Here is a 9,972-nt window from a genome sequence, read left to right as displayed (position 1 = left end):
TGGCGATGCTCGCCATGGCTTTTCTTGCCGTGCTGCGCCATACCGCCAAAAAGGGGGCCCGCCCCCTGTGGACAACCGGCAGCGACCGGCAGCACACAACGGACGGATCGGCAGCAATCACCATCAGTCGCCGGACCGGCACCTCAACGGCCGGTCCGGCGACTGATCAGCCTGTCCATCGCTGAGATCCGGCGTCTGTTCGACCTGATCGACAAAGACGATCACGCTGTTGAACTGGGACTCTACTGGTCCGTTCTCCGCCGCAGCCATCAAGCCGAAGCACGCAGGCATCACTTCAGGCGACACCTACACCTCCAGATGATCGAGATCTAGCTATGTAGTACTAGGCCGGGGGTGGGGAGGGGGAGGGGGCGGTCTCGGCGTCTGGCCTCTTCCTCCAGGAGTAGGCGGAGGGCTTCGGACCAGTTGCGGGCGCTGGCGGCGACCTCGGCGCGGAGTGCGGGGTCGCGGCGGGTGGCGTGTATGGCGAACTCGGCTTCCAGGAGAGTCCAGCCGGGGTCGCCGATCGTGTGCTCGGCCCACGCCTCGAAGACGGCCAGGCGGTCTTCGTCGGAGCCTTCGCCGAGGAAGGCGTCCATGATGGCCTGGACCTGTTCCGTGCGGATGGCCTCGATGACCGTTCGGCACAGCTCGTCCTTGGTGCCGAAGTTGGAGTAGACGGCGCCCTTGGAGAAGGACGCGGCCTCGGCGACCTTCTCCAGCGAGGTGGCGTGATACCCGTCACGCAAGAACAGGCGCCGCGCCGTGGCGAGCAGCAGTTCGCGGGTGCGCGCCTGGCTCTCCGCCCTGGTCAGTCGTGCCATTTCGCCATCGTAGGGGCGGAGGCGGCGGTGTATTGACATCTCGTCCAACTTCCAAATACCGTCGGTATCTCGATCCGGGCGGTGCGCTGGCGCGGTGGGGGTGCCGGGTGAAGGTCGACCATGAGGTGGTCGTTGTCGGCGCCGGGTTCTCCGGGTTGTGCGTCGGGATTCGGTTGCGCGAGAAGGGCGTGCGCGACTTCGTCATTCTGGACGCGGCGGACGGTGTGGGCGGGGTGTGGCGGCACAACACGTATCCGGGGGTCGCGGTCGACATCCCGTCCACCACGTACTGCTACTCGTTCGAGCCCAACCCGGCGTGGACGCGGTCGTTCGCGCCCGGTGCCGAGGTCCGCGCGTACGCCGAGCACTGTGCTGACAAGTACCGGCTGCGGTCGCATCTGCGGCTTGGAACGAAGGTCGAGCGGGCGGTCTTCGATGAAGGCGCCGACGTCTGGCGGGTCCATACTGACCGGGGCGAGGTCGTCGCTCGGTTCCTCATCGCCGCTGTTGGGCCGTTGGACCAGCCCAAGAACCCTGACATCCCCGGCATCGAGACGTTCGCCGGGAAGGTCGTCCACACCGCTCGCTGGGATCACGGCCACGAGTTGCGCGGCGAGCGGGTCGCGGTGATCGGCACCGGGGCGTCCGGCCTGCAGGTGATTCCCGAGATCGCGCCCGTCGCGGCGCACCTGGACGTCTACCAGCGGACGCCGATCTGGGTGTTCCCGAAGGTCGACTTCGCCATCCCGCGCGGGGTGCGGGCGCTGTTCCGGGCGGTGCCGCCGGTCCAGTGGCTCGCCCGGGCGGTCACCACGGTCGCGTCCGAGGTGATCATGGTGCTGGGCATCGTCCACTACAGCCGGGTGCCGTTCCTGGTGCGGGCGACGGAGATGATCTGCCGTGCCCACCTGCGTCGGCAGGTGCCCGACCGGCGGCTGAGGCGCGCCCTGACGCCGCGGTACGGGTTCGGCTGCAAGCGGCCGTCGTTCTCCAACCGCTATTTTCCCACGTTCATGCGGGACGATGTCGAGCTGGTCACCGACCGCATTGAACGCATCACCGAGCATGCCATTGTGACGCGGGACGGGCGTGAGCGGGAAATTGACACTCTGGTGCTGGCTACCGGCTTCAAGACCCTGGAAATCGGTGCGATGCCGGCGTTCCCGGTCGTCGGCCTGGGCGGCGTTGAGTTGGGGGCTTACTGGGACGAGCATCGATATCAGACCTACGAGGGTGTCGCCTCGCCCCTTGCCCCCAATTTCTGGCTCATGAACGGCCCGTACACCGTCACCGGCGCGTCCTGGTTCTCGATCATCGAGGCGGGCAGCACCCACATCGTGCGCTGCGTCGCGGAGGCGCGCCGGCGCCGAGCGGTCCGCACGGTGGTCAGGCGCCCCCCGCACGACGACTTCACCGCCCGGATGCGCGACCGCATGAAGGGCACGATCCTCGCCCAACCGAGCTGCGCCCGGTCCAATTCCTATTACTTCGACCGGCACGGCGACGCCCCTTACGTGCGCCCGCAGTCCGGGTTCTACGTGCAGCGCCGCAGCCGGACGTTCGACCTCGACGACTACGAATTCACCGTGTGAAAGGAAAACCCCTCATGGCACTTCTCCGCACCGCCGGCATCGTGCTCGCCGCTACCGGCGTCGCCCATTTCGCCGCGCCTAAAGTGTTCGAGCCGATCTCCCAGCTCGCGTTCCCCCAGGACACCCAGGCGTTGATCAAGCGGAATGGCGCGACCGAGCTGGCGCTGGGTGTGGCCGTGGCCGTCGACAAGACCCGCAAGGCCGGTCTCATCGGCACCGCCGTCTACGCCGCCTGGCTGGGCGCCCGCGCCGCCTCTAACCGCCGCTCCGCCTGACCGGTCCCGGTTCGGCTTGAACGGCGTCCGCCGCTCAAGCCGGGCCGGGCCGGACGAGGAAAGCCGTGCGGTGGCGAGTCGAGTAGTCCTATCGGAAGGCTTCGACGTTGCGGCGGACCCATTCGGTGAAGGGGCGGGGTGCGCGGCCGAGTACCCGTTCGACGTCCGGGCTGAGGCGTAGTTCGGCGGCGTTGGGCTCGCCCAGGACCGCCAATGTCGTCTCCACGACCGGCTCCGGCATGAACGTGGTCATCCGTGCGTGTGCATCGGCGCGGGTCAGTTCCAGGAAACGCACCGGCTCGCCGAGGGCCGCGCCGATCGCCTCGGCCTGCCGGCGGGGCGTTACGGCCGCCGGCCCGGTCAACTCGTAGACCTGGCCCGCGTGCTCGTCCTTGCGGAGGGCCATGGCCGCGACCTCCGCGATGTCCGCCGGATCGACCACCGGTATCGCGACGTCACCGAACGGCGCGGCGACGGTCCGCTCGGCGCGGACCGACTCGGCCCAGGCGTAGGCGTTGGACGCGAAGCCGCCGGGACGCAGGATCGTCCAGGCCAGGCCCGACTCCCGCACCGCGTCCTCGATCGCGCGCATGACGCCGCCATGCGAGGGCGACTCCGGCCTGGTCACCACCCCCTGCGAGGAGAGCAGCACCACGCGCCGGACACCGGCGGCCTCGGCCACGTCCAGGACGGCCCTCGGGTCGAACCCGTGGCCGCCGGCGCCGCCGTCGTGCAGGAACAGGGCCTCGGCGCCGTCGAGAGCAGGCCGCAAGGTCTCCGGTTCGGTCAGATCCGCCCGCATATGGTCGGTTCCCTCCGGCAGGTGGGCCTTGCTCCTCGACACCGCCGTCACCCGCTCCCCGGCGTCCGCCAGGGCCTGCACCAGCGGACGTCCGACATTTCCGGTCGCACCCGTCACCACGTACATGATCAATTCCCCGTGTTCTCTCGTGTTCCTTGCGATGACGGGGACGCTAACAGCCTCCGTATAGTAGGTACCTAGAAGAAAGTGACTACCTCAGAGGGGTGTGACCATGGGTCGATCGGTGACTGATGCCCTGCCCGATCCCGGGCTGGCCTGCCCGGTCTCCCCGGTTGTCGACATCGTGTTCAGCCGGTGGACGACGCCCATCCTCTGGTCGCTCCACACGTTCGGCCGGCACCGGTTCGTCGAGCTGGAGCGGCGCATCACGGGCATCACTCCCAAGGTGCTCACCCAGCGCCTGCGCCAGTTGGAGCGCGACGGCCTCGTCGTCCGCACCTACCATCCCGAGGTGCCGCCGCGCGTCGAGTACGAGATCAGCGACCTCGGCCGCAGCCTCGGTCCCCTTTTCGCCCATCTCGCCGAGTGGGCCGACGGCAACCTGGAGCACGTCGAGCAGGCCAGGCGCCACTACGACGACGCCGGCCGCCCCGGGCAGTGAGTTACGCCAGTTCTGTCTTGAAGCCCTGGCGCCACGATGGGTGGTGCGGTTCCCAGCCGAGTTCGTGCTTCGCTTTGGCGTTGGAGAAGCCGCGGCCCTCGGTCATCATCATCACCGCCACGTCTCCGGCGAGCGGCCGGGCCAGCCAGGCGGGAACCCGCATCGGACGCTTCGCTCCAGCGCATTCCGCCAGGTAGGGCTGCCATTCGGCGGCCGGAGCCGGTTCGTCGTCGACGATGTTGAACACGCCGCGCGCCTTGTGCTCGACGGCCAGGACGGTGGCGGACGCCGCGTCGTCCAGGTGCACCCAAGAGCAGTATCCGGCGCCGCCTCCGACGACCGGGAACTGCCGCTTGCGAATGGGCTCGACCAGGTCGTCCATGGTGCCCGGCCCGTAGAACCAGCCGTAGCGCAGGACCGCGCCGCCCGCCTTGACCACTGCGTCCTCCAGGTGCCGCACCGCCTTCATCCCCGGTTCCGCAGGGGTGCCCGTCATCGCGTCCACCGGGTCCTGCTCGGTCTTCACCCAGCCGTCCCGCCGGATCCCGTTCCAGGCGCCGTAGCTCTGCGCGACGAAATGGGGGACGCCGTGCGCCGCGGCGGCGGCCAGCAGGTGGTCCGTCCCCTCGGTGCGGAGCCGGTTGGTGCCGGCGAACCACCGGTCCATGTGCTTCAGGTCGGCCTTGCCCGCGTGCGCCACGGAGATCGCGGTCATCTGGTGGACGATCACGTCCGGCTGGGCGGCCATGACGGCCTCGTCGACCGATGCCGCGTCGAGCCCGTCCATCACGATGCCGTCCGCGCCCATGTCCTCCAGCATGGCCAGCTTTGCCGCGCTGGTCGCCGTGGCCGTCACCTGGTGGCCGCGCCCCAGCAGTTGCGGCACCAACCGGCGGCCCAGAACACCGCTCCCACCTGCCACGAACACTCGCATGACGATCGCCCTCCTTGTCAGTGCGTGCCTCTACAGGCAGGGACGAAACGGAGCGGCGGTCTGTGACATGGGCGGCGGCATGGTGCAGGTCACATTCCGGGGGTGTCACAGACCGGAGCGCCGTCCCGTCATGAGTGGTGTAACCGTCAACAAGGACGAGGAGAGCACCATGGAAGCGCGTCTGAACCTCTTCGAGAGCCCGGTGATGGCCAAGGTGATGAAGCACCTCGTCGCGGCCGGCCATGCGATCCCGGATTCGACGCTGCCGCTCGCGACGCAGGAGCTGGTGCGGCTCCGCGCCAGCCAGATCAACGGCTGCGGCTTCTGCGTCGACATGCACACCAAGGAGGCCGCGCACGCCGGGGAGACCGCGACCCGCCTCAACCTGGTGGCGGCCTGGCGGGAGGCGACGGTGTTCACCGAGGCCGAGCGCGCCGCCCTGGAGCTGGCGGAGCAGGGCACCCGCCTCGCGGACGCGGCCGGCGGCGTCCCGGACGAGGTGTGGGCGAACGCCGCCAAGCACTACGACGACGAGCAGCTCGCCGCGCTGGTCGCCGTGATCGCGATCATCAACGCCTTCAACCGCGGGAACGTCATCACCCAGCAGCCCGCCGGCGACTACCAGCCCGGCATGTTCGGCTGACCCGGCCGGTGACGCGGAAGTGCGGGGAACCCGTGGCTCCCCGCACTTCGGCCGTTCAGACGCCGGCCTTCTGGCCTGTTCGTACGGGCGGGGCCGCCGTCGGGGACGGACGGCCGGGGAGCCACCAGTTCGCCTTGCCGCACAGTTCCATCACCGCCGGGACGAGGATCATCCGGACGATGGTGGCGTCGATGAGCACGGCGACGGCCATCCCGAGACCGCCCTGCTTGACCGCGACATCGGGGCCGAGCAGGGAGGTGGTGAAGACGGCGATCATGATGGCGGCCGCGGCGGTGATGACCCTGGCGGTGCGCGCCAGCCCGCGGGCGACGGCCGCGCGGGTGTCGCCGGTCCGCTCGTACTCCTCGCGGACCCGCGAGATCAGGAACACCTGGTAGTCCATCGACAGCCCGAACAGCACCGGGAACATGATCATCGGGACCCAGGTCGTGACCGGCATCGCGGCGGGGAACCCGAGGGCCGGGCCGAGCCATCCCCACTGCACGATCGCGACCAGCACGCCGTAGGCGGCGCCGATCGACAGCAGGTTCATGACGGCGGCCTGCAGGGCGATCACGACCGACCGGACCAGCACGATCAGCAGCACCATGGACATCGCAATGACGGCCGCGATCATCAGCGGCAGGCGCGCGCCGATCGCCTCGGCGGCGTCGATGGTGCCGGCGTTCGGTCCGCCGACGAGGACGTGCTCGCCACCGGGCGCACGGGGCAGCACGTCGTCGCGGAGTTCGTGCACCAGGTCCGCGGTCGCCTCGTCCTGGTATCCCGTCGTGGGGAAGGCCATGAAGGTGGCGGCCCGTCCGTCCTCGCTGACCTGCGCCGGCGTGGCGTAGGCGATGCCCTCGGTCTCGCGGACGGCTTCGACGACGGGACGCAGATCGGTGTCCTCGGCGGCGAAGATCAGGGGCGCTCCGTAACCCGGACCGAAGCCCTCGGCGAGGATCTCATGCGAGACGTAGCTGCTCCTGTCGTGGGGCTGGACGCTGGCGTCGGGCTGGCTCAGCCGCATCGACAGCATCGGGGCGGCCAGGAGCAGCAGGCTCGCACCGGCCAGCGCGGCGGCGACCAGCGGCCTGCGCTGCACCACGCCGGCCCAGCGTTCTGCGGGAGTACGGCGTGCCTGAGCCGAGGCGTCGGCGGGCCGGTTCCGGCGGGACGCCCGACGAGGCAGCCGCAGCGAGTTGATCCTGTGGCCGGTGAAGCCGAGGAACGCGGGCAGCAGCGTCACCGCGGCGATCATCGTGATCAGCACCGTGAGCGACGTGGCGACGGCGACCCCGGTCATCAGCCGCTGCCCCATGACGAGCAGGCCCAGCAACGCGATCACGACGGTCGTCCCGGCGAACAGGACCGCGCGGCCGGCGGTGCTGACGGCCCCGATCGTGGCGCTCTCGGGCCCATCGCCGTCCCCGAGGTTGTCCTTGTAGCGCGTCACGATGAACAGCGCGTAGTCGATGCCGCCCCCGAGCCCGATCATCGCGCCGAAGATCAGCGTGAAATCCGGTGCGGGGGCCAGGTGCCCGACCAGCTTCGTCAGCGCGAGGCCGCCCGCGATCGCCAGGAGCGCGGTCACGATCGGCAGGCCCATCGCCACCAGCGACCCGAAGGCGATGAACAGGATCACGGCCGCCGCCAGAAGGCCCACGCCTTCGGCCGGGCCCTGCGGGGGCGTCTCGGCCTTCTCCGCCATGTATCCGCCCAGCCCGAGCGTGACGCTGCCGTCGGAGGCGTCCTTGACCGCGTCCACCAAGGGCTTGACGTCGGACTTCTCCACATCCCCGTCGCTCAGCGGGACGGTCGTCCGGGCGATACGGCGATCCTTCGTCACCAGGTTCTCGTCCTGGTACGGCGAGACCACCGGCCCGGTGACGGGCGAGTCGGCGAGAGCGGCGATGGTCTTCTCGACCTTCTGCCGGACGGCGGGGTCGTCGATTCCCTTTTCCGCCTTGATCGCGAGGGTGAGCGTGTCCCCCTGCCGTTCGGGGAAGTGCTTCTCGATCAACGCCTGCGCTTTGGCGGAACCGGAGTCTCCGCCGGAGAAATCGTTGTCGGACGGGGCGCCGTACCCGAAGCCGGCGACCGCCACCGCGAGCACGCCCGCGATCCAGGCCAGGAGGACGAGGCGGCGGCGCCGGTAACAGAACCGGGCCAGACGCGCCATAACTCCGTCCGCCCGGGAAGTCTCGGTTTTCGTCATTTCCTTGAGTCCTTGCCATTGGATTCGATGACGGAATGTGGCCCGATCCTGTCTGCCGGACGCGGGGCCGGTCGTCCGCCAGGCGCAGGCAATTTCGCGCTACCGCTGATGGCGCAGACTGTTACCGCAAGAACGGCAGGCGCCGGGAAAGTACTGCGTCCGCAGTAGCCGGCGGTTCATCTGCGGGAAGGAGCCGTATCCGGAAACACCTGGCTACAGTGCGGCGTATGAGCACAGGACTGCCCGGTCTCTGGGCCAGGAGCCGGGACCGGGTGATCGCGGTCTGCGTGGCGGCGGTGCTGCTCGTCACCGCACTGGCCGAGGACCACCCCGGCACCGATCTCGCCTGGCTCGGCTACGCGCTGGTGGTGGCGAGCGGCCTGGCGCTGGCCGCCGGACGCCGCGCCCCGATTCCCGTCCTGGCGGTCACGGGGCTGTGCGCGGTGGGGTACCAGGCGATCGGTTTCGACGTACCCGCCGTCGCGTACCTGTTCGCCGTGTACGCCGCCGTGCGGTCCGGGCACCGGGTCATCACCGTCGCGGTGAGCGTGGCGCTGCTGGTCGCGTTGCCGTTCGCGGTCATGGCGTCACCGGTGGACGGGTCCGTCGGCGACGCGTTCACCCAGGCCCGCGGCGTCCTCGAACTGGCCTGGCTGATCGCCGCCGGTGCCGCGGGGGAGGCGCTGCGGCAGGCCGAGCGGCGGGCGGACGAGGCCGAGCGCACCCGCGAGGAGACCGCCCGGCTGCGCGCGACCCAGGAACGGCTGCACATCGCGCGCGAACTGCACGATTCGCTCACCCACCAGATCTCGATCATCAAGGTGCAGTCGGGAGTCGCCGTCCACCTGGCCCGCAAGCGCGGCGAGCACGTACCGGACGCGCTGCTGGCGATCCGGGACGCCGCCCGCGAGGCCAACCGGGAGCTGCGCGCGACCCTGGACACGCTGCGCGACGACGCCCCGGCCCCGCCGCACGGGCTCGATCACGTCCCGGACCTGGTGGAACGCGCCCGTGGGACGGGCCTGAACACGACGCTGACGATCGCGGGCCAGCGCCACGACGTGCCGACCGCCGTGGACCGGACCGCCTACCGGATCGTCCAGGAGGCGCTCACCAACACCGCCCGCCACGCCGCCGCCGAGACGGCGTCGATCCGGATCGACTACCGGCCGGGCACCCTCGCCGTACGGGTCGACGACGACGGCAAGGCCGTGTCCGGCACCGCGCCCGTGCCCGGCGTCGGGCTGCTCGGCATGCGCGAGCGCGTCACCGCCCTCGGCGGCTCGCTGCGCGCGGAACCGCGCAGCGAGGGCGGCTTCAGCGTCCAGGCCGAGTTCCCCGTGGGCCGGCCGTCGTGATCCGCGTCCTGCTGGTGGACGACCAGCCGCTCCTGCGCGGCGGCTTCCGGGCGCTGCTCGACGCCGAGGACGACATCGAGGTCGTCGCCGAGGCCGCCGACGGCGCGGAGGCCCTCGCGCTGACCAGGGAACATCTGCCCGATATCGCCCTTCTCGACATCCAGATGCCGGTCATGGACGGCATCGAGACGACCCGGCGCATCGCCGCGGATCCCGCCCTGGCCGGGGTGCGCGTCGTCATCCTGACCAACTACGGCTTCCACGAGTACGTCTTCAACGCGCTGCGCGCGGGCGCCGCCGGGTTCCTGGTCAAGGACATCGAGCCGGACGACCTGCTGCACTCCGTCCGCGTCGCCGCCCGGGGAGACGCGCTGCTCGCGCCGTCCATCACCAGGATGCTGATCAGCCGGTACGTCGCGCAGCCGCTCAACCCAGGCGCGGGCACGGCGCTGAAGGAGCTCACCAACCGCGAGCGCGAAGCCGTCGCCCTGGCCGCGCACGGCCTGTCCAACGACCAGATCGCCGACCGCATGGTGATCAGCCCGGTGACCGCGAAGACCCACATCAACCGGGCCATGATGAAACTCCAGGCCCGCGACCGCGCCCAGCTCGTCGTCCTCGCCTACGAATCCGGCCTGATCACCCCCCCCGGAACCAGTGACCTGGGCCCGGCGGGCCCGGGAGCCCACTCGGGAGTCGAGTGA

11 protein-coding genes are annotated in these 9,972 nt (G+C 70.2%); 7 read left to right on the top strand and 4 right to left on the bottom strand.

The features are described from left to right. The coding region (locus HUX53_RS40045; protein ID WP_217919483.1) for a hypothetical protein at positions 1-185 on the top strand (185 nt) is incomplete at its 5' end. Positions 186-329: 144 nt separating this feature from the next. Here HUX53_RS40045 and HUX53_RS15955 read toward each other — a convergent pair. Then, on the bottom strand, positions 330-824 hold the full coding sequence (locus HUX53_RS15955) for a TetR/AcrR family transcriptional regulator (protein WP_176403985.1): 495 nt from the start codon (positions 822-824) through the stop codon (positions 330-332). Between the two features lie 107 nt (positions 825-931). Here HUX53_RS15955 and HUX53_RS15950 point away from each other — a divergent pair, with 107 nt between their 5' ends. Then, a complete protein-coding gene (locus tag HUX53_RS15950; protein ID WP_309237253.1) occupies positions 932-2,416 on the top strand; it encodes an NAD(P)/FAD-dependent oxidoreductase in 1,485 nt (494 codons plus the stop codon). 14 nt (positions 2,417-2,430) lie between these two features. After that, positions 2,431-2,691, top strand: coding sequence for a hypothetical protein (locus HUX53_RS15945; protein WP_176403984.1), 261 nt, complete (start codon positions 2,431-2,433; stop codon positions 2,689-2,691). Between the two features lie 88 nt (positions 2,692-2,779). On the opposite strand, the gene HUX53_RS15940 is transcribed toward HUX53_RS15945, so the two are convergent. Then, positions 2,780-3,619 carry an SDR family oxidoreductase gene (locus tag HUX53_RS15940; protein WP_176403983.1) on the bottom strand — a complete coding sequence of 280 codons (840 nt, stop codon included), beginning with the start codon at positions 3,617-3,619 and terminating at the stop codon, positions 2,780-2,782. 118 nt (positions 3,620-3,737) lie between these two features. On the opposite strand from HUX53_RS15940, the gene HUX53_RS15935 reads away from it, so the two are divergent. Then, positions 3,738-4,115 carry a helix-turn-helix domain-containing protein gene (locus HUX53_RS15935; RefSeq protein WP_309237252.1) on the top strand — a complete coding sequence of 126 codons (378 nt, stop codon included), beginning with the start codon at positions 3,738-3,740 and terminating at the stop codon, positions 4,113-4,115. Position 4,116: 1 nt separating this feature from the next. Here the strand turns inward: HUX53_RS15935 and HUX53_RS15930 are convergent, their stop codons facing one another. Further along, positions 4,117-5,049, bottom strand: a complete 933-nt coding sequence (locus HUX53_RS15930; protein ID WP_176403981.1) for an NAD(P)-dependent oxidoreductase — start codon at positions 5,047-5,049, stop codon at positions 4,117-4,119. A gap of 169 nt (positions 5,050-5,218) precedes the next feature. Here HUX53_RS15930 and HUX53_RS15925 point away from each other — a divergent pair, with 169 nt between their 5' ends. Beyond that, the gene (locus tag HUX53_RS15925; RefSeq protein ID WP_176403980.1) at positions 5,219-5,692 is read left to right on the top strand and encodes a carboxymuconolactone decarboxylase family protein; all 474 of its coding nucleotides are present in this window, start codon (positions 5,219-5,221) and stop codon (positions 5,690-5,692) included. Positions 5,693-5,747: 55 nt separating this feature from the next. On the opposite strand, the gene HUX53_RS15920 is transcribed toward HUX53_RS15925, so the two are convergent. After that, entirely contained in the window at positions 5,748-7,874 is a 2,127-nt protein-coding gene (locus tag HUX53_RS15920) for an MMPL family transporter (RefSeq protein ID WP_255205298.1), read from the bottom strand. Between the two features lie 263 nt (positions 7,875-8,137). On the opposite strand from HUX53_RS15920, the gene HUX53_RS15915 reads away from it, so the two are divergent. Beyond that, on the top strand, positions 8,138-9,268 hold the full coding sequence (locus HUX53_RS15915) for a sensor histidine kinase (RefSeq protein WP_176403978.1): 1,131 nt from the start codon (positions 8,138-8,140) through the stop codon (positions 9,266-9,268). Beyond that, a complete protein-coding gene (locus HUX53_RS15910) occupies positions 9,265-9,972 on the top strand; it encodes a response regulator transcription factor (protein ID WP_176403977.1) in 708 nt (235 codons plus the stop codon). The genes HUX53_RS15915 and HUX53_RS15910 overlap by 4 nt, the downstream gene beginning before the upstream one ends.

It is taken from the genome of Actinomadura sp. BRA 177, assembly GCF_013372625.1.
Lineage (GTDB): Bacteria > Actinomycetota > Actinomycetes > Streptosporangiales > Streptosporangiaceae > Spirillospora.
This window is presented reverse-complemented; position numbering and strand designations above follow the sequence as displayed.

Bases quoted from the DNA above. Each gene is read 5' to 3' on its own strand.
- HUX53_RS15925 (WP_176403980.1), top strand. From the start codon at position 5,219: ATGGAAGCGCGTCTGAACCTCTTCGAGAGCCCGGTGATGGCCAAGGTG.
- HUX53_RS15920 (WP_255205298.1), bottom strand. From the start codon at position 7,874: ATGGCGCGTCTGGCCCGGTTCTGTTACCGGCGCCGCCGCCTCGTCCTC.
- HUX53_RS15915 (WP_176403978.1), top strand. From the start codon at position 8,138: ATGAGCACAGGACTGCCCGGTCTCTGGGCCAGGAGCCGGGACCGGGTG.
- HUX53_RS15955 (WP_176403985.1), bottom strand. From the start codon at position 824: ATGGCACGACTGACCAGGGCGGAGAGCCAGGCGCGCACCCGCGAACTG.
- HUX53_RS15930 (WP_176403981.1), bottom strand. From the start codon at position 5,049: ATGCGAGTGTTCGTGGCAGGTGGGAGCGGTGTTCTGGGCCGCCGGTTG.
- HUX53_RS15940 (WP_176403983.1), bottom strand. From the start codon at position 3,619: ATGTACGTGGTGACGGGTGCGACCGGAAATGTCGGACGTCCGCTGGTG.
- HUX53_RS15945 (WP_176403984.1), top strand. From the start codon at position 2,431: ATGGCACTTCTCCGCACCGCCGGCATCGTGCTCGCCGCTACCGGCGTC.